Below are 18,214 nucleotides of genomic sequence, written 5' to 3'. Positions count from 1 at the left end.
AATGCGCATGAGCGTCTCATTAAGCATATTGGATCAAAGCCCGATCTATCCGGGCGAAACGGGCGAGGACGCGCTGGCGAAGACGGTGGCGCTGGCTCAGCGGGCGGAGTCGCTCGGCTACCGTCGCTACTGGGTCGCGGAGCACCACGATTCGGAGCATCTGGCAGGCTCGTCGCCCGAAGTGCTGATCGCCTACCTGCTGGCGAAGACGGACCGCATCCGCGTCGGCTCCGGCGGCATCATGCTGCAGCATTACAGCCCGTACAAGGTGGCGGAGAACTTCAACGTGCTCGCCTCGCTCGCGCCGGGACGCGTCGATCTAGGCGTCGGCCGCGCGCCGGGCGGGCTGCCGCGCAGCACGCAGGCGCTGCAGCGGGGCGTAGCCAATCCGGAGCCGCTCACGGACAAAATCATCGGACTGCGCCGGCATCTGACGGGCGAATTCGAGGACGGCGACCCGCTGGCGGGCCTTGCGGCGACGCCGATTCCGCTCGCGCCGCCGGAGCTGCACGTGCTGGGCGCATCGGAAGACAGCGCCGCGCTCGCGGCGAGCCTCGGTTTGCCGTACGTATTCTCGCTATTCATCGGCGGGGATGAGGAAGCCGCGATCCGGGCGGTGCGAAAGTACAAGGCCGAATTCAGCGGCGCGAGCGGAAGCTCGCCGCAGGCGATCCTCGCGCTGTCGGCGATCGTGGCGGACACGGACGAGGAGGCGCGCGAGCTCATCCCGCCCCAGAAACTGGTCAAAGTGTACTTGGCTAGCGGGCGGAAAGTGACGCTTGGCACGCTCGAGCAGGCGGAGGAATACGGACGTCAGTCCGGGGAGCCGTACACGATCGAGGAGAAAGCGCCGCTCATCACGGCAGGCTCCAAGGCGACGGTACGCGCGAAGCTGCTGGCGCTGCAGGAAGCAACGGGCGTCGACGAGTTCATCGTGACGGCGAATATCGCGCCGTTCGAGAAGCGGGTGCGCTCCTATGAATTGCTGAGCGAGGCGTTCGCCGAAGTGACGGCATAGAGCGAGGAGATGGCGATATGAGCAAGGAAACGACGCTTCGCAGCGCGGCGGCCCTGGCGGGGCGCTTAACGGAAATTCGACGGGAGCTGCATCGCTATCCCGAACTGTCCCACGAGGAGTTCGAGACGACGGCACGGATTCGCAGATGGCTTGCCGCATCGGACATCCGCATCGCGGATTATCCGCTGCGCACGGGGGTAGTCGCCGAGATCGGGGGCGCGCGGCCAGGACCGGTCGTCGCCCTGCGCGCGGACATCGACGCGCTGCCGATCCAGGAGGAGACCGGGCTGCCGTTCGCGTCCGAGCATCCGGGCAAAATGCATGCCTGCGGTCATGATTTCCACACGGCCGCTCTGCTCGGCGCCGCCCAACTGCTCAAGGAGCGCGAAGCGGAGCTGACCGGGACGGTGCGTCTCTTCTTCCAGCCCGCGGAGGAGAAGGCGTCCGGCGCCCGGAAGGTAGTCGAGAGCGGGGCGCTGGACAGCGTGGTCGCTATATTCGGCCTGCATAACAAGCCGGATCTGCCCGTTGGCACGATCGGCATTAAGGGCGGTCCGATCATGGCGGCCGCCGACGGCTTCGTCGTGGAGGTGGCGGGCCTCGGCTCGCACGCCGCGGTGCCGGAAGCCGGCATCGACCCGATCGTGACGGCGGCGCATATCGTGACGGCGCTGCAGTCGATCGTCAGCCGCAGCGTCGGCTCGCTCGACAGCGCGGTCGTCAGCGTCACGAAGCTGCACGGCGGCACGATCTGGAACGTCATCCCGGAGAAGGCGGTGCTCGAGGGCACGATCCGCACGTTCGACGAGCAGGTGCGCAGCCGCGTGCTGACGCGCTTCGCCCAGATCGTGGACGGCGTTGCGGCCGCGTACGGCACAACCGCCAAGCTCCGGTGGATCGAAGGTCCGCCGCCGGTACGCAACGACGAGGCGTTGGCCGCGCTGGCTTGGCAGGAGGCGGAGCAGCTCGGCTTGCTGCCGGTCGTGCCCGTTCCTTCTCCGGCCGGCGAGGACTTCGCGGTCTACCAGCAGCTCGTGCCGGGGCTGTTCGTCTTCCTCGGCACGTCCGGGCCCCACGAGTGGCATCATCCGGCGTTCGATCTGGACGAACGCGCGCTGCCGATCGCGGCGGACTTTCTGGCCGGGACGGCGGTACGGGCATTGACGCGCTTCGCGGGCGGAGCAGGCAGGGATCTCGCTGAATGAGCCGAGCGGACGGCGACTACGGGTTCACTGCCGGCGAGCGCGTCTACGACGTCATCGTCGTCGGCGCGGGTTCCATGGGCATGAGCGCCGGCTATCAGCTGGCCAAGCGGGGAGCGCGGGTGCTGCTGCTCGACGCGTTCGACCCGCCGCACGGCGAAGGCAGCCATCACGGCGAGACGCGTCTGATCCGGCACGCCTATAGCGGCGGCGACGCGTACGTTCGCCTTGCGCTGCGCGCCCAGCAATTGTGGGAGGAGGCGGAGGCGCTGACGGGCGAGCGATTGCTCGCGAAGTCCGGCGTGCTCAATCTCGCCGACCCGGACGTGCACTCCCATCGCGGCAGATATTGGGACGCGGTTCGGCTGGGCGTGTCCGTCGAGATGCTGGACGCGGCGGACATCCGCCGGCGCTGGCCGGGGCTTGCGCTGCCCGATCGGTTCGAGGCGCTGTACGAGCCGGACGCCGGTTATTTGTTCAGCGAGCGATGCGTAGCCGCTTATCGGAAGCTGGCGCTGGCCAATGGCGCGAAGCTGCTGACCGGTACGCCAGTCATCGGCGTTACGGCCCGCGCGGGGAGGGCGAGCGTGCATACGCCGCATGGCGATTACCATGCCGGGGCGGCCGTTCTCTGCGCCGGCGCCTGGTTCGGCGGTCTGGCCGACTTCCTGCCGCTGCCGATCCGCCCCCTTCGCAAAGTCGTCGGCTGGTTCGAGACGAGCGGCGACGACTACCGGGAAGGAACGTTACCTGGATTCACGATGGCGACCGCGGGTGGCGTGTATTACGGCTTCCCGGATATCGCTGGAATGGGGCTGAAGATCGGCCGGCACGACGGCGGCCATCCATGGCGGCCGGGCGAGCCGCTTGCGCCCTTCGGCCGTTACGCCGAGGACGAGGGCGATCTGCGCGGCGCGCTCGGCACCTTCATGCCCGGCGCTGCCGGACGTCTGCTGCGCGGCTCGGCGTGCAAATACGCGATGACCCCGGACGAACATTTCATCATCGACCGTCATCCGGAGCACCCGCACGTGCTGATCGCGGGCGGCTTCTCCGGCCACGGCTTTAAGTTCGCGAGCGCGGTCGGCGAGCTGTTGGCCGAGATGGCCGACGGGGCCGCCGACGGGGCGGAAATCAACCTGTTCGCGCTCTCACGCTTCAACCCGGCGCCCGCGCCGGTACACGACCATTAAACGGAGGGAACCGTATGAGCGAAACCGATATCCAGTCCTATCTGGACACGCATCTGCAGCTGACCCGGGCCATTGCGGGCCTGAACGAAGAGCAGCTGAAGTGGAAAGAGTCCGAGACCAAATGGAGCGTCGCCGAGGTACTGGCCCATCTGGCCGACCACAACATCGTCGTCTCCTTCCGTATCCGGGATATACTCGCGGATACGAAAGCGCAGCTGCCAGCCTTCAACCAAGATTTGTGGGTGTCCGGGCAGCATGCCAACGATAGCGACGTCTACGAGATTCTCGACGCGTTCTGGGGGCTGCTCCGCTATAACGGCCAGCTGTTCCGCCGGCTTGGCGAAGCGGAATTCGATAAGAGCGGCATCAATTTCAAAGGCGAGACGGTGCGCGTCCGCGATATCATTCGCGGCTTCTCGAAGCATGTTCAGACGCATCTGAATCAGATCGAGCGGATCAAGCAGGCGTACGAGGCGCAGCTCGGCGGCAAAGCCGGGCAGGCGGCTGCGGTGCCCGCGGACTCAAATTCCGGCGGGGCTTCGTCATGCAGCCTGCCGGCTGAAGTTGTGTCCACCGGCGCCGCGCCTTCGGTACGCATTGGAGGCGAGCCGGCATGAGTAAACGCAGACAACTAAAGCTCGGCGCAATGCTTCACGGTGTCGGCAGCAGCACATCGCTTTGGCGTCACCCGGACGTACAGTCTGACGCGAGCGTCAATTTCGAGGTGTACAAACGGTGGGTGGAACAGGCGGAAGCCGGCAAATTCGACCTGGCCTTCATCGCCGACGGTCTCTATATTAACGAGAAATCGATTCCCCACTTCCTGAACCGGTTCGAGCCGATTACGATCTTGAGCGCGCTCGCTTCGGTTAGCACGCATATCGGTCTTGTCGGGACGCTGTCAACCTCCTATAGCGAGCCATTCACGGTGGCGCGCCAATTCGGATCGCTCGACGTCATTAGCGGCGGCCGCGCGGGGTGGAATGTCGTCACTTCTCCGCTGGAAGGTTCGGCGCTCAATTACGGGAAGAAGGAGCATCCGGACCATGCTAAGCGGTACCGGATCGCGACGGAATATCTCGAGGTGACGCGCGGACTGTGGGACTCGTGGGAAGACGACGCGTTCGTGCGCGACAAGGCGTCGGGGGTGTTCTTCGATCCGGCGAAGATGCACGCGCTGAACCATGAGGGCGAGTTCTTCTCGGTGAAAGGCCCGCTGAACATCGCGCGCAGCAAGCAGGGCCGCCCGGTTATATTCCAGGCGGGCGCTTCGGAGGTCGGGAAGAACTATGCCGCCAAGGAAGCCGACGCGATCTTCACCGGGCACGAGACGATCGAGGAGGCGATCGCGTTCTATCAGGACGTGAAGCGCCGCGCGGCCGGGTTCGGCCGGAATCCGGACGAGATACTGATCTTCCCGGGCATCGGGCCGGTCATCGGCGCGACGGAAGAAGAAGCGGAGCGCAAATACCAGGAGGTCGTCGATCTCGTGTCGCCGGAGAATGCGCTGCTCTACCTGGGCCGGTTCTTCGAGCACCACGATTTCTCTCAGTACGAGCTGGACGCGCCGTTCCCGGAGCTGGGCGACCTTGGACGCAATAGCTTCCAGAGCAGTACGGACCGCATCAAGGCGCAGGCGAAGGAGAAAGGGCTCACGCTGCGGCAGGTCGCCTTGTCCGTCGCGACGCCTCGTCCGACGTTCATCGGCACGGCGGAGCAGGTCGCGGACCAGGTGCAGGAGTGGTTCGAAGCGGGTGCCGCCGATGGCTTCATGGTCGGCTCCTCGGTGCCGCGCGGGCTGGAGGATTTCATTGCGCACGTCGTGCCCATCCTGCAGGATAGGGGCTTGTTCCGGACCGAATACGAGAGCGACACGCTGCGCGGGAATCTGGGGCTTGCGATACCGGCGAATCGCTACACGGAAGCGGGGAGAACGGCGGAGCGGGTGTAAGACGGCACATGTTGTAAGTAAGAGGAACCTTTGCGGGCGGTGAATGAACCGTCGCCTGCAAAGGTTTTTTTTCTGTTAACCAGAATCTAACGTTAACGTAAGCTTTGAATTCTGGTATGGTAGGAAGATCATGAAACATTGACGAAAGGAGGCTGCATCCGCCCGATGACGGAAACCCGCAAATACACGGTGGAAGAAGTAACGCAACAGCTCGGCATTACCGCCCGTACGCTGCATTATTACGAGGAGGTTGGCCTGCTGCCGGACGTCTCGCGCACGGAAGGCCGCCATCGGCTCTACTGCGAGAACATGCTGGCGCGTACCCGGCATATTTTGAAGCTGAAGCAGGTGCTTGGCGCCTCGCTGCAGGAAATCCGCGATATTTTGCAGGCGGAGGAAGAGTTGGACCGGATCAAAGCCTCCTACTATGAGGAGCTGCATACGGAAGAGGAACGCGATGTGCTGCTGGATGAAGCCGTGCTGCGGCTTGAAGCTATAATTGGCCATATCGAGGAGAAGATGGAGAAGCTGCGCGGGCTGCGGGAGGGATTCGCCGAGCGGCTTGCGCGGGCGAACGCCCTTAAACATCGGACGCGCGGATAACGGAAGCGACAATCCGCGTCGTCCCTACACTTAACATGCAAGGAGAAACAGGTTCATGTCAGATCGTACGGTATACTTTAAATTATGGGGCGTCTCCCTGCTATGGGGAGGCAACTACGTGGCGAGCGCGTACATGCTGCGCGATTTCTCGCCGATCTTTCTATCTTTCGCCAGACTGGTCGTCATGTCGCTCTTCCTGATCTCGGTGGCGCTCATCAACAAGTCGATGCGGAAGCCGACGGCGCGCGAGTGGGGACTTCTGCTCATGGCAGGCATTACCGGCACGCTAATTAACCAGCTGTTCTATTTCACCGGTCTGCGGGAGTCGACGGCGGGCAATGCCGCGCTGATCGTCGCGCTCTCCCCGATCGCGACGACGCTGCTGTCTCGTATCTTCCTGAAGGAAGCCATCACCGGGCAAAAGCTGACCGGCGCCATCGTCGCGCTCATCGGCGTCGTCTGCATCGTCCTGTACGGCGGCAAAGAGCTTGGTATCTCGCACGGGGACGTCTTCTTGCTGATCGCGATGCTGGGCATGTCGGTCAGCCTGCTGTTCATCCGCAAGCTGACGAGCGCGATGAGTTCATACGAGGTGACGATCTATGCTACGGTGATCGGCACGATTCTTATGTCGCCTGCCGTCGCGGTCGAAGCGATGAACGGCGATCTGCATGCGAGCCATCGGGTGCTCACGTGGGTGCTGCTCGTCTGCGTCGCCGTCATCGGCCAAGGGCTGGCGGGCTTCTGGTGGAACTCCGGGATTGCGGTAGCGGGCGCGTCTATGAGCGCCATGTTCATGAACATCCCGCCGTTCATCGCGATCATCGTCAGCCATTTCGTCCTGGGCGATCCGATCCTGCTCGCGCAGCTCGGCGGCGGTGTGCTGATCCTCGCCGGCGTTGCGATCACGAACATGAGGCGGCGGCTGCCGCGTGAGCCGAAGACGGACTTCGGCGTCAAAGGCGCTTAGCCGCTCCGGAGTCGGCCCATCCGTCACGACCGATACAACCTGCTTGGCCGTGATTGCGTGTATGCGCAACGCGGCGGGCAGGTTTTTTATTAGAGCAGCGCGCAAGGGAGCGGCCAGGACGGCGGCTCGTCTTTGGATATCCGATTGTCATGGAGCCGCATTCCGGAGCAACTATTGATTGCGCGTTCTCGTTAAGAAAATAGAGAGGTTTCCGATATTGGTATTCATGGTACAATATGGTTCCTTGCACACGGGTTGATGCCGAGTAATCGCTCAGATAGAGGAGGAACGTACAGTGGAGTTCAAACTGGCCGACAGACGCCATTACGTCAAACTGCGCGACTGCAGCGAGCTGGAGGCGATGTTCTTCGAACAATTGCTGCAGGCAGAACATATTCCGTATTTCCGCCGCGAGCCGGGAGCAGGCGGCTATATGCGCGTGTTTATGGGGAGCGCTCCGTTCCCGATCGAGCTGCATGTACCCGCAGACCGCTATGAGGAGGCGGATGAGCTGCTCGCCGCCTTGTCGGCGGAGGCCGATTGGCGGGAGGAGCTGCCCGGGCAGGAGGGGGATGAGGCCGAAGTGGATGGACGCGACAAGGCGAAGCGGCATCCTCGCTACTGGCGCCGGGGGATCGGGGCTTTGTTTCTGCTCGGGCTGGTCGCGGCGAATCCTTATTCGGAGCACGATGGATTGAATAAGCTGATAGGCGCCGGCCTGGATGCGTCCGAGGCTGTGATGAGTTTGGTCACGATGCCTTATGCGGAGTTGTTGGACGGCCCGATGACGCCGACGTTGTCGATGCCCGGCGAATCCGCCGGAACGGATGGGGAAGCGCCCTTGCTGCCGCCGGCTCCCGTGCCGGCGATTGCGGGTGATCCCGGCGAGTTCCCGTATCCGCCGGCGTTCCTCCACATGCTGGAGGAGGGCGCGGAGCCGGGGAAGGTCATGCAGGTTGTGCTGCCGGACGGGGAAGGCACGCTGCTGCTGAGCGGATTTTTGAACTTTGATCGAACAAGCGACGATTATTTACCCGTCAACCACCGCATGTTCGTCGAGAGCCGGGGCTTCCCCGATAAGCTCGTTCCGTTCGCGTGGGATCCGTTCGGTGAATATTATTTCTTCGATTATCGCGAAGAAGCGGGCGACAATCCGCCGATCGTGCAGGTCGTGGAATCGTGGGAAGAAGGCAGGTACGCGGACGGCGCTCTGATGAGCGGGGTTACGACCATGCCGATCGCGGCTTCGTACGAGGCGTTCATGGCCGGCTTGACCGAGATGACGGACGAGTAGGAGGCGTATGATGAACCGAAAGTATAAAGCGAATGGATTCATCCTTGCTGCCGTCGTGCTGCTGGCGATCCTGATCATCTATACGTCGGGCAAGGATAAGCAGCTCTACGGCAATGACAACGAATCGGTGATCAAGGCCATTCAATCGATAGATAGCCATCGTAATGCCGAGGTCGAGCTGTTGGAGACCCGGGATATGGGGGATGACCGGTATGTCGCTTTTTTGGCGAATAACGAGCCGGCGTATATTCATTTTAGGCGAAATAACAAAGGAAATTATGGCATGATCGATTCCGAAGGACCCGCAGCGTACGATTTTGCGGATTTTCTTATACATCCGAACAAACAAGCCGGCAGCCCTCCGCAGTTTCTGTTCGTATCCAACGAACGAAGCGAAGTCGCCAAGCTGGAGCTGTCCGTCAATGACGAGACGATCGAGCAGACATTCCCGGTCGGGCAGAAAAAGGCTACTTGGCTGGAGCTGCCGAAGACCGAGGGAGATTCCTACCGTTTCGATTACAAATACTACGACGAAGCCGGCAGCCTTCTTAATCCGCCCAACTAGCATCGGCGCTTATGGAAGCTTGCCACCTCCGGGGGGACAAGAATGAAGAACCTTTTAGCACGTCGTCTCGTGTATATTTGCGGCCTGCTTACTCTTTGCCTGAGTGCAATCGCGGGAGTGATTTTCTGGAGCAAAAGCTATTACCCGCCCCTCCCCTTCGATTCGGTCAGCCGCAAGGAGGCGCTCGCGATCATCCGGCAGGCGCCATCGGGGGCGCTTGTGAAGGTGGCAGAGGACGCACGCTTCGACTGGTACTTGACGGAGACGAGAGACGCGAGCGCGAAAGTTAAGCGATGGTTCGCGGATCGGGGCTGGACGTTCAAGGATCAGGAGGGTGCCGGCCTATTCTTCGAGCGGGATAACCGCAAGGTCATCGCCACCACGCGGCAGTGGACGGGACGCTACGTTCTATGTCAAATGCCGGCCGACGCAGCTCCTTGAGTTCATCTCGTCGGGCGTGGTCGGAACGATACTGGATATGCGATTAAGCAGCCTTCGAACCGTCGAACTACGGTACCGGGGGCTGATTTTTGTGTGGGCAGCTATTGCCGACATCGGTTGACCGGCGTGCAGACTCGCGCCCTCGGCGGCACTCTGCCGTCCGCGGTTTCCTTTACGCCAGCCTAACTGCTTCCGATCGTACAAACCAAGCGGCTTTTCTGCTAAATTCGCGCATGCCGGGTGCCGCTACAATAGGGGCAGGGAGAGGCGACGACAACGAGCGAAGCCTCACGGAATCGAGAAGGGGGAAGAACCGAAGTGAACGAAATGTTTGAAACGAGACTCTTAAGCTCCCTGGCGAAAGTATTCGTCGATGAAGAACCACGGGAGAAGCCCTTCAACCAGTCATCTGCCTTGCAGGGCGAAACCTTCGCCTTCCAGGTGGCGTACCGGTCAACTCACATGATCAAGCCGCTGACCGTCCGGGCAGAATCGCCGCTGGCCGGCGCCGTCGCAATCCGCACCGTCGGCTTGGCGCCTTCCGAGCTGCCGTGCTTCGAAGATGCCGACGCGGACAGCTTACGTAAGACGCCGGGGTTGTATCCCGATCCGCTGTACCCGCTGGATACGCAGCCGCCGCTGGCGCTGCCTGGACAGTGGCGGGCGGTGTGGGTGACAGTGGAGATCCCCGAGTCGGCGGCCGGAGGGGACTATCCAATCCGCATCGTATTCGAGAAGGAGACGGGGGAGACGTTGGGCGAGGAGACGTTCGCGCTGACCGTCATCCCACAGCTGCTCCCGAAGCAGCGCTTAATCCATACAGAATGGTTCCATGCGGATTGTATTGCCACGCACTACGCCTGCGAGGTATTCGGCGAAGAGCATTGGCTGCGGCTGGATCAGTTCATCGGGACTGCGGCCGCGCATGGCATCAATATGCTGCTGACGCCGCTCTTCACGCCGCCGCTGGACACGGCGGTCGGCGGGGAACGGCCAACGGTGCAGCTCGTCGACGTGACGGTTGCGGACGGGCGGTATTCCTTCGGATTCGACCGCTTGAAGCGGTGGGTGGAGCTTGGTCTTGCGAAGGGGATCGAATACTTCGAGTTCTCTCATCTATTCACGCAGTGGGGGGCGAAACACGCGCCGAAGATCGTGGCGACCGTGGACGGGGAGCAGCGGCGGATTTTCGGCTGGGAGACGGATGCGGCAGGCGATGCGTATCGTGAATTCCTGGGCCAGTTCTTGCCTGAGTTGGTTGCGTTCATTAAGACGAACGGAATTGGGGATCGCAGTTATTTTCACGTCTCCGACGAGCCGTCGCGGGAGCATCTGGAGCAATATCGGACGGTTAGCGCGATGCTGCGCGAGCATCTGAGCGAATTCCCGATCATCGACGCGCTGTCGGACTACGCCTTCTACGAGCTGGGGCTGGTCGGCATCCCGGTGCCGGCGAATGACCATATCGAACCGTTCCTCGCGCATAACGTGGAGCCGCGCTGGACCTACTATTGCGTCTCTCAACGGCAGCAGGTATCGAATCGGTTCTTCCACATGCCATCCAGCCGCAACCGGGTAATCGGACTGCAGCTGTACAAATTCGGGCTGCAGGGCTTCCTGCATTGGGGCTTCAACTTCTGGTATTCGCAGTACTCGCGCAAGGCGATCGATCCGTTCCGGGTGACGGACGCCGACGCGAGCTTCCCGTCCGGCGATGCATTCCTCGTCTATCCGGGCGAGAGTGGACCGATCGAATCGATCCGGCTGGAAGTGTTCACCGAGGCGCTGCAGGATTTGAGGGCGCTGGAGCTGCTGGAGTCGCGCATCGGGAAGGAGGCCGTCGTGGCGCTGCTTGAAGAAGGACTGGAGCAGCCGATAACGTTCAGCGAATACCCGCGTTCCGCCGAATGGCTGCTCGAGGTGAGAGAGAAAATTAATAGGAGAATCGACAACTTGGTTTGACGTAACCTATGGTTACGACAGCATGTGGTCATCGACAACTTGGTTTGACGTAACCTATGGTTACGGCAGCATGTGGTCACCGCCGAATCTCAATGCGGGCCTGCGTGGACTTGGCGTATTCGGTGGGCGACATGCCGACGACGCGCTTGAAGTCCCGGGAGAAATAATGCAAGCTCGCGTAACCAAGCCGGGCGGCAATCTCCGAAAAATTGTACAGCTGCTCGCGAATGAGCGTCTTCGCCTCCTCGATCTTCAGCCGCTTGAAGCAGTCGAGCGCGCCTTGCGACATATGCGCACGGAAGATCCGTTTCAGCTGGCTCTTGCCGAGTCGGACTTCCCGGCACAAATCGTCCAGCGTCAGCGTTTCCGTCAGATTCGCCTTCATATACGCGATAGCTAGCCGGACAACTTGTTGTTCGGCTTTCTCTTGTTGGGCGGATGTGAGCTTGCGTCTGTCCGCGGCGGCTTCCCCGGCACGCAGCTCGCTTCGGATAAGCTGGATGAGCAGCAGGTTCAAATACATCTTCAGCGTCTGCTCGCCCGCGAACGGCCCATCTTCCCTCAGCGACAAGCCATGCGCGTACGGATCGTCGAACGGCGGATTGTACGTCTGGAACCCTTCCTGCAGCAGGAGCGACAGCAAATTGCGCTCTGCATTGCCAAGCGGAATGATTTTGTTCGCCAAGCCATGCAAGGGGGGAGAGTCGCAAGCCCAGGCGATGACGATCAGGTTCGGCGGTTTGTGCGCGGCCCCGACGCGAACCGCGTGGAATTCGCCCGGCTGATGGAAAATGACCGTACCCGCCTGCAGCGTATGCGTCTGCTCGCCGGCGCGCACCTCGACCTCGCCTTTATCGACGTACAACAGCTCCCAGAAATCGTGCGCCTCTCCGTCGAACGTGAACCCTTTGGCATATTCGAAATAATGAAAGGAAATCAATTTGCGAATCGTCAAGGTTTCCGACAGCTCGCGCCCGCTAAAATCCATCGCATTCATCCCCTCCGGCAGGGCAGCATTTGGTTCTAAGTGTACCACAGCGCGAGGTGGCATGGACGGGCGAAACGCATGCCGCTTGGTTGGAATTCGCCGTTTGATTCGCTTGTTGGATGAAGAATGGGTGCGGTTTTTGCACCTTGTTATGCCTAAATCGACAATTCCCTGCCATGAATGCCTTCATGCATCCTGTTCTTGCAAGTATTGGTCATGGAAAATTATCGCGAATCGAAGTATAACTAGATTACGATAACATGGCATATTACCGATCTAGGCGGGCGACTGTGTGTCCGCGAATGAGGATTTTTTACGATGATACATTTGGCAAACTTACTGAAAGGTAAGGACGCAAAGTCATGGGCCTACCGCGTACGCGCCACGGCTGCCAGACCGCTTGCCTAAGGCATTCGCGGATAAGCGGATGCCTTTTGCCCTTTTACTACCAGTATGCACGGGGGAACAACTATGAATGCGCGATCGCGGCCCTACGCTCTTTTTCTTTTTATTGTTTTTCTATCTCTGCAGTTCCTCGAATTGATCCGTGCGGGCGGGTATAGCGATCTGCTGCTCGTCGCGAATATCGTTGCTCCGGCGCTTGCTATCGGCGTACTAGTCCCTAATCTGAAACGGCTGCATGGCGTGAAACGCCGATTCTGGCGGCTGATCGTCTATACGCTGGCGCTCGAAATGCTCGCCCAATCCGTATGGGCGGCCAGCGACTGGATCTGGCAGACGCCTACGCCGGAGTTAAGCCTCGCTGACGTGCTATGGCTGATGCAGTCCGGACTGCTCGTGGTAGCGATGGCGCAATTGGTGCTTGGCGGCAAGGAACGGTTCCGACTCGCCACCGACTCGCTTTCGCTTCTGGTCAGCCTGCTGGTGGTCAGCTGGGAATTCGTCATCCATCCGGCGTATGCCGACGCATGGACCGAGGGGATCGACCTGTCGGTCGCGGTCAACATGCTGTACCCGATTTCCGATGCGCTGATGCTGTTTATTCTGTTCATCTGGGCGCTGAACAACGATCGCCAATATAGCCGGGCAGCCAGGCTGCATGTTGCTATTGCTTTCCTGCTCTATATCGCCGGCGATACGGCTTACTGGTTATTCGTGGATATCCGGGAAATGGATATCGGCGGTTATTTGGATGCGTGCTGGAGCACGGGCGCCTTTGCGCTGGCGCTCGCCGGACTTCATGAGGCGGATAGCGGGACGAAGTTGTCGAACGACCCGCAGCAGCAGCACCGAGTTATTCAGATGGTGAAGTTCGGCGTGCCTTACTTGGGCCTGTTGATCGTAACGTTCATTATTCTTATCGACCGAATTAATCCGTTCATTCAGTACGCGCTGCTGCTCATCGTCGTGCTCATTATCTCCAGGCAGGTGCTGTTCTTGGCAGAGCGGGAGCGGCTGCATGACCGGCTGAGGTCAACGCTCGAGATGACCGAATTCGTGGCGCGTCATGACGGCTTGACCGGGCTGCTCAATCGTAAATCGTTCCTGGAGAAGCTGGAGGCGTCGATCGACGAGGCTGCTCGATCGGGAGAGCAAGTTGCGGTGTGCTACTTCGACCTGGACCGGTTCAAGCCGGTGAACGACCACCACGGTCACCGGGCGGGCGACCTGCTGCTGCAGGCGGTGGCGGACCGGCTTCGGGAGCTGCGGGCGGAGAACGTCACATTCGCGAGGCTGGGCGGAGACGAATTCGCTCTCGTGATGGAGAAGGCGACGCGTGAGCATGCAAGTCAGCTGGCGGCTGCGATCGCAGCTCGTTTGTCAGAGCCGTACCGTGTCGAAGAGCTGGAGCTGAGCGTCACATCCAGCATCGGCGTGGCTGTCTATCCCGACCATGCGGCGCTGCCGGCCGAGCTAATCCAGCTGGCGGATGCCGCGATGTACATGGCGAAGCGCGACGGTGGGTGCCGGGCGGTTTTTGCTCCCGACCTATCGCGGCGGTTGACACCGTGAGCTGGAGCGGGCATGATGCAAGTAAGACCCGATGCAGCGCTACCGGGCTCCATAGGAACCAGAATAGGGAGTGAGGACATGGCAATAACGGACAAAGGGCTTCAAGCGATCCGATTCGAAATGACCGTGAACGGCAATCCGTTCGTCGTCCATACCGCTTTGCTGGCGGACGAGCAGGGCGTGATTCTCGTCGACACGGGGTTCCCGGGCCAGCTCGAGCTGATCCGCTCGGTGATGGAGGAGGCATCGGTGCCGCTGGAGAAGCTGTCGACCATCATCATTACCCATCAGGACCGCGACCACATTGGCGGATTGCCGGAGCTTGTCGAGGCGACGGAAGGTGCCGTTCAAGTATGGGCGCACGAGATCGCCGTGCCATACTTGGCAGGCGATATTCCGCTGATCAAGAGCAAGATGCTCGCCGTGCCGGTCCAAGTTGACCGCGCGCTCCGGGACGGAGACGTGCTGCCTGTGGCAGGCGGCCTTCAGGTCGTGCACACGCCAGGCCATACTCCCGACCACATCTCGCTGTATCATCTGCCGAGCAAGACGCTGATCGCCGGGGACGCCCTGACCGCGGCAGACGGCGTGCTGCATGCCTTCGACCCGCGCCATACGATCGATCCGGGCACGGCGCTGGCGAGTATCGCCAAGCTGACCGAGCTGGACATCGAGATGGTCATCGCCTATCACGGCGGCGTCGTGACCGGCGGCATCCGCGAGCGGCTGCGTGAGCTGGTCGAGACGACGAACGTCGTGAATTAATCGTTACGCGCAAAGCGGCCTCATCCCGTCCATTACCCGGGAGAGGCCGCTTTTATCTTGCGGATTAACTAATATTCAAGAAACGCAGCGAATCGATGGCATCGTTGCCGACTTGACGAACGAGCGTGCCGGCCGGGACCGGCGCGAGCTTGCCCTCGTCGACATTCAGATTAATCAGGACGGAGACGATGTTGCCGTACGGATGGCCTTCCGGCGTCCGGGCAAGCGACGGCACGATATCCATTGATTTGCCTTTGTAGTTGGCGTCCTCGAATACCGTGATTTTGCGGTTGGACGGCAGGATGGCGACGAAGCCGGAAATCTCGTCGTCCCACTCGTCGTCGTCGGTCAGCTCGTGGTCGATCTTCGGCAGTACCTCCAGATTCGGAATCGCGTCGCCCTGCGCGATCGCGACCCACATCGTATTCGCGCCGATCGGCTGCAGGACGATCTCGAGCGCGTCTTTCAGACCGAGCAGGGAGGCGAGGAACTCGGCCTTGTCGAGGACGCCGTCCAGCAGATTGTAGACGACGTTCAGCTGCGTCGTCACCTTCTCGAGCACGGGCTTGAGCAGATCCCAGCTGAGAAGTCCGCCCGTCGTCGATTCCGGCAAAATAATGAGCCGGTCGCCCTCCTGCTGGAGATCGTTCAGACGGTGCTCGCCGGCAAGCAGCAGCTCAGGCACCGCGATCGGCACTTGGGCGATCGGGATTTTGGGCAGCGTGAGCGCGATCGGCTCAAGGTTCGCGATCTGAATCTCGAGCGCCGCCTCGAGATAGCGCACATCGATCTCGGCCAGCTGGTGGAAGCCCTTGATCTGCGGCGTGAGCAGCAGGTCGAGACGGGATTCCTTCCACGGATTCAAGCTATCCGACAAGTTCGCGCCGCGGATATGGAACTCGCTTCCGCCGAGCGCTTGGAATTGGCCGTTCACGAGTTTCTTGTACAGCTTCCAGTCCAGCTTCACCGAGAAGCCGACCGGCAGCTCGAACGGAATGAGCTCGTCGATGAACGGCAGCGTGCCGGCGAAGAGCTTGCTGTTATCTTCCGCGAGACCGGCCGCTTGGGCGGCGAACCCGCCGAGCGATCCCGTCTTCGCCAAGCTCGATGTCAGCTCGGCGATTAGCGGCGTGCCAGGCTCGAGCGTGTCGGCGCTGCGGGTCACCTGCAGCGTGTTCATGATGCCGGCGAGAATTTTATCCTTGAACGGCAGCAGGTTGAGCGGCTTCAGCAGGAAGTTCAAATTGAGGCCTTCGAGCGTCATCGGAATGCCGTTAATAGCCGCTGTGACCGACGCCTGTACTTTCCGCGCGACGTCCGCGCCATTGCCTTCCCATACGGTCGGCGGCAGGAAGACGAGGGAAGTCTGCAGCTGGCCGAGCCCTTCCGCCGAGCGGAAATGTTCGCCCTCGGTCAGCGGGTTATCATGCTCGTCAAGCACCTGCCAAGCGACCTCGCGAATCTCGAACGGAAGCGTCAGTCCACCGATCGGCAGATCGCCTGTCACCGGGAACCACTGCAGGTCCGGCAGCGCGCTCGCGTTAGCCGAGCTTGCCGCGCCGGCGCCGCCGAGCAATCCCTCGAACGGCGTGGTCAGCTTCAGCAGTACGGGCTCGCCTTGACGCACGGAACCGAGCTTGTTTGCTTTCACTTGGAACAGCTTGCGGAGATGATCTTTCACGAGCGGCAGCTGCTTGATGAGCAGCTTGATCGGGTTGGATGCCTGCAGCGTTCCGTTGATCAGATAGGAGACGGTGCCTTTCAGCTCGTACGTCTGCGGGAGCGCTTGCGCGTCCGTATCGACTAGCGTCGGCAAGATCGTCAGCTGCTGCTCGAACGCGCCGCCGGTATCCTGCAAGAAGAAATCTTTGCCGAGCGCAAGCGGTACGGGGGCTGCGACGGCGCTTGGGGTAAGGCGGGACAATTCCCAGGCGATGCCTTCGATTTTCCATGGCAGCGGCAGCACGCCGACGAGCAGCTCGCCGAACGGCTTCGCGAGATCGAGCAGCTTATGGACGATTTTCAGCTCGAACGGTTGGCCGGGCTTCAGCGTATGGAACGAATCCGGTATGAGATCGAAGCCGCCGATGACTTCAGCGAGCGCGGAGCCGACCGATTGGATGACCGTGGCGGGCGTCGTAAGCGATAGGGTCAGGGTGATACCGTTGACTTCGGTCAGCACCTTTGCGGTCGCATACGCTTTGTAATCCTCGGCCTGCGGGGTGAAGAGAAACCGGGCGTTGATTTTGTCCAAGCCGTCTGGCGATTGGAAGTCCTTGCCTTCTTTTAGTTTGATCGGACTGCCTGCAGCGGCGGCGATGCCTTCCGCGGCGACAGGTATTTTATAAGCTTCCCACTGGATGGCATGGATGGTGACGAGCGTCGGCTTGCCGCCAACGGGCATCGTCGTCTTGATCGGGAACGAATCGGTCGAGGCGCCTTCCGGCAGCGATTGGAGGATGGTGGACAAGCTCGCATGGAGGTAATCGCCGCTGCGGAGCAGGCTGGTGGAGGTCGATTCGGCTTGGAAGGAGGAGAAGACGGTATCGGAGGCGGTCGGCAGTAGCGTGACGGCATCGGCTGGGAAGCTGCGCGTCACCGCGTATCCGTTGAGCACGATCTGCGCCGTCGCTTGGATCGTCAGATCCGATTGCTGCTCGACTTTGAGGAGCGGGGTGATCGTGATTTCCGTATAGTCGGCCTTCCGTTCTTCCGTAAGGGTGTAGTCTTTGCCCCGGATCAAATCCGCCGTGCCTTTCTTGACGCCGATCAGAATTTCCAGCTCGTATGGAAATTCGTATTTGTCGCCGAAGTAATATTCGCCGGCATGTCCGGAGCGGGGAAGAACGGGGAAGGCGGGTTTGCAAAATCTGTAGATGAGCGGTTGGCCGGGAGCCAGGATGCCGTCGGCCGGTATTTGCGTCATGAATACGTTCTGCTTCAGCTCGTTCAAGTCTATAGGGGATTGACCGATGATGATTTCGATGGGGATCATCTCCAATATGGATTATTTGGGCGGGGAGTTAGGGGAGTCGTTCTGGCGTTGGCTCGTTGCCCGACAGGAACGATTATATAAGCGGGGCGGCGCATTTGTTGATAGGCGAAAATACCCAAAAATAGGCGCTGGGTCCTTTGGTCGGTACCACCCGAAAATGGTACTTCTCCGCCATGGCCGAAGCGTGGATAATGGGAGAGCTTAACGCGGTATCCAGCGTGATGGCGCGCTGAGAATGGCTTACGCTATCGCGATCGCCGGACCTTCGGCACCATCGATGAACGGACGAAAAA

Annotated in this window: 15 protein-coding genes and 1 riboswitch; of the genes, 13 read left to right on the top strand and 2 right to left on the bottom strand. The window is 60.9% G+C overall.

All coding sequences use genetic code 11. The annotated features are described in order from the left end of the window. Positions 1-7: 7 nt before the first annotated feature. The 11 genes from ACFFSY_RS25890 (at position 8) to ACFFSY_RS25840 (ending at position 11,199) form a co-directional block, all read left to right on the top strand. Positions 8-1,018: an LLM class flavin-dependent oxidoreductase gene (locus ACFFSY_RS25890; protein ID WP_377499612.1), complete on the top strand. Its 1,011-nt coding sequence runs from the start codon at positions 8-10 to the stop codon at positions 1,016-1,018. Positions 1,019-1,035: 17 nt separating this feature from the next. Continuing rightward, positions 1,036-2,223, top strand: coding sequence for an amidohydrolase (locus tag ACFFSY_RS25885; protein ID WP_377499610.1), 1,188 nt, complete (start codon positions 1,036-1,038; stop codon positions 2,221-2,223). Beyond that, complete coding sequence (solA, locus tag ACFFSY_RS25880; protein WP_377499608.1) at positions 2,220-3,413, top strand: N-methyl-L-tryptophan oxidase; 1,194 nt, start codon at positions 2,220-2,222, stop codon at positions 3,411-3,413. The genes ACFFSY_RS25885 and solA overlap by 4 nt, the downstream gene beginning before the upstream one ends. A 14-nt stretch (positions 3,414-3,427) precedes the next feature. Then, complete coding sequence (locus tag ACFFSY_RS25875) at positions 3,428-4,030, top strand: DinB family protein (RefSeq protein WP_377499606.1); 603 nt, start codon at positions 3,428-3,430, stop codon at positions 4,028-4,030. Further along, on the top strand, positions 4,027-5,364 hold the full coding sequence (locus ACFFSY_RS25870; RefSeq protein WP_377499604.1) for an LLM class flavin-dependent oxidoreductase: 1,338 nt from the start codon (positions 4,027-4,029) through the stop codon (positions 5,362-5,364). The genes ACFFSY_RS25875 and ACFFSY_RS25870 overlap by 4 nt, the downstream gene beginning before the upstream one ends. A gap of 165 nt (positions 5,365-5,529) precedes the next feature. After that, positions 5,530-5,967 (top strand): MerR family transcriptional regulator, encoded by a 438-nt coding sequence (locus ACFFSY_RS25865; protein WP_377499602.1) that lies wholly within the window; start codon positions 5,530-5,532, stop codon positions 5,965-5,967. A 55-nt stretch (positions 5,968-6,022) separates the two neighbouring features. Then, positions 6,023-6,937, top strand: a complete 915-nt coding sequence (locus ACFFSY_RS25860) for a DMT family transporter (RefSeq protein WP_377499600.1) — start codon at positions 6,023-6,025, stop codon at positions 6,935-6,937. Between the two features lie 295 nt (positions 6,938-7,232). Beyond that, entirely contained in the window at positions 7,233-8,231 is a 999-nt protein-coding gene (locus ACFFSY_RS25855; RefSeq protein WP_377499598.1) for an SMI1/KNR4 family protein, read from the top strand. A gap of 10 nt (positions 8,232-8,241) precedes the next feature. Beyond that, entirely contained in the window at positions 8,242-8,796 is a 555-nt protein-coding gene (locus tag ACFFSY_RS25850) for a hypothetical protein (protein WP_377499596.1), read from the top strand. A gap of 42 nt (positions 8,797-8,838) precedes the next feature. Further along, positions 8,839-9,237 (top strand): hypothetical protein, encoded by a 399-nt coding sequence (locus tag ACFFSY_RS25845; RefSeq protein ID WP_377499594.1) that lies wholly within the window; start codon positions 8,839-8,841, stop codon positions 9,235-9,237. A gap of 327 nt (positions 9,238-9,564) precedes the next feature. Then, positions 9,565-11,199 carry a DUF4091 domain-containing protein gene (locus tag ACFFSY_RS25840; RefSeq protein ID WP_377499791.1) on the top strand — a complete coding sequence of 545 codons (1,635 nt, stop codon included), beginning with the start codon at positions 9,565-9,567 and terminating at the stop codon, positions 11,197-11,199. A 76-nt stretch (positions 11,200-11,275) separates the two neighbouring features. Here ACFFSY_RS25840 and ACFFSY_RS25835 read toward each other — a convergent pair whose 3' ends face one another. Further along, positions 11,276-12,187, bottom strand: a complete 912-nt coding sequence (locus tag ACFFSY_RS25835; RefSeq protein WP_377499592.1) for a helix-turn-helix domain-containing protein — start codon at positions 12,185-12,187, stop codon at positions 11,276-11,278. A gap of 319 nt (positions 12,188-12,506) precedes the next feature. After that, positions 12,507-12,591: riboswitch (cyclic di-GMP riboswitch) on the top strand. Positions 12,592-12,658: 67 nt separating this feature from the next. Between ACFFSY_RS25835 and ACFFSY_RS25830 the strand changes: the two genes are divergently transcribed. Then, positions 12,659-14,161 (top strand): diguanylate cyclase domain-containing protein, encoded by a 1,503-nt coding sequence (locus ACFFSY_RS25830; protein WP_377499590.1) that lies wholly within the window; start codon positions 12,659-12,661, stop codon positions 14,159-14,161. A gap of 78 nt (positions 14,162-14,239) precedes the next feature. Beyond that, positions 14,240-14,926, top strand: a complete 687-nt coding sequence (locus ACFFSY_RS25825) for an MBL fold metallo-hydrolase (protein WP_377499588.1) — start codon at positions 14,240-14,242, stop codon at positions 14,924-14,926. A gap of 64 nt (positions 14,927-14,990) precedes the next feature. Here ACFFSY_RS25825 and ACFFSY_RS25820 read toward each other — a convergent pair whose 3' ends face one another. Next, positions 14,991-17,921, bottom strand: coding sequence for a hypothetical protein (locus ACFFSY_RS25820; protein ID WP_377499586.1), 2,931 nt, complete (start codon positions 17,919-17,921; stop codon positions 14,991-14,993). Positions 17,922-18,214: the final 293 nt, after the last annotated feature.

This window comes from Paenibacillus aurantiacus, assembly GCF_042431225.1.
Taxonomy (GTDB): domain Bacteria; phylum Bacillota; class Bacilli; order Paenibacillales; family Paenibacillaceae; genus Paenibacillus_Z; species Paenibacillus_Z aurantiacus.
This window is presented reverse-complemented; position numbering and strand designations above follow the sequence as displayed.

Excerpts from the sequence above, each read along its gene's own strand:
- ACFFSY_RS25820 (WP_377499586.1), bottom strand. The coding sequence starts at position 17,921 with ATGATCCCCATCGAAATCATCATCGGTCAATCCCCTATAGACTTGAAC.
- ACFFSY_RS25840 (WP_377499791.1), top strand. The coding sequence starts at position 9,565 with ATGTTTGAAACGAGACTCTTAAGCTCCCTGGCGAAAGTATTCGTCGAT.
- ACFFSY_RS25890 (WP_377499612.1), top strand. The coding sequence starts at position 8 with ATGAGCGTCTCATTAAGCATATTGGATCAAAGCCCGATCTATCCGGGC.
- ACFFSY_RS25835 (WP_377499592.1), bottom strand. The coding sequence starts at position 12,187 with ATGGATTTTAGCGGGCGCGAGCTGTCGGAAACCTTGACGATTCGCAAA.
- ACFFSY_RS25860 (WP_377499600.1), top strand. The coding sequence starts at position 6,023 with ATGTCAGATCGTACGGTATACTTTAAATTATGGGGCGTCTCCCTGCTA.
- ACFFSY_RS25875 (WP_377499606.1), top strand. The coding sequence starts at position 3,428 with ATGAGCGAAACCGATATCCAGTCCTATCTGGACACGCATCTGCAGCTG.
- solA (WP_377499608.1), top strand. The coding sequence starts at position 2,220 with ATGAGCCGAGCGGACGGCGACTACGGGTTCACTGCCGGCGAGCGCGTC.
- ACFFSY_RS25850 (WP_377499596.1), top strand. The coding sequence starts at position 8,242 with ATGAACCGAAAGTATAAAGCGAATGGATTCATCCTTGCTGCCGTCGTG.
- ACFFSY_RS25870 (WP_377499604.1), top strand. The coding sequence starts at position 4,027 with ATGAGTAAACGCAGACAACTAAAGCTCGGCGCAATGCTTCACGGTGTC.
- ACFFSY_RS25845 (WP_377499594.1), top strand. The coding sequence starts at position 8,839 with ATGAAGAACCTTTTAGCACGTCGTCTCGTGTATATTTGCGGCCTGCTT.
- ACFFSY_RS25825 (WP_377499588.1), top strand. The coding sequence starts at position 14,240 with ATGGCAATAACGGACAAAGGGCTTCAAGCGATCCGATTCGAAATGACC.
- ACFFSY_RS25865 (WP_377499602.1), top strand. The coding sequence starts at position 5,530 with ATGACGGAAACCCGCAAATACACGGTGGAAGAAGTAACGCAACAGCTC.
- ACFFSY_RS25830 (WP_377499590.1), top strand. The coding sequence starts at position 12,659 with ATGAATGCGCGATCGCGGCCCTACGCTCTTTTTCTTTTTATTGTTTTT.
- ACFFSY_RS25885 (WP_377499610.1), top strand. The coding sequence starts at position 1,036 with ATGAGCAAGGAAACGACGCTTCGCAGCGCGGCGGCCCTGGCGGGGCGC.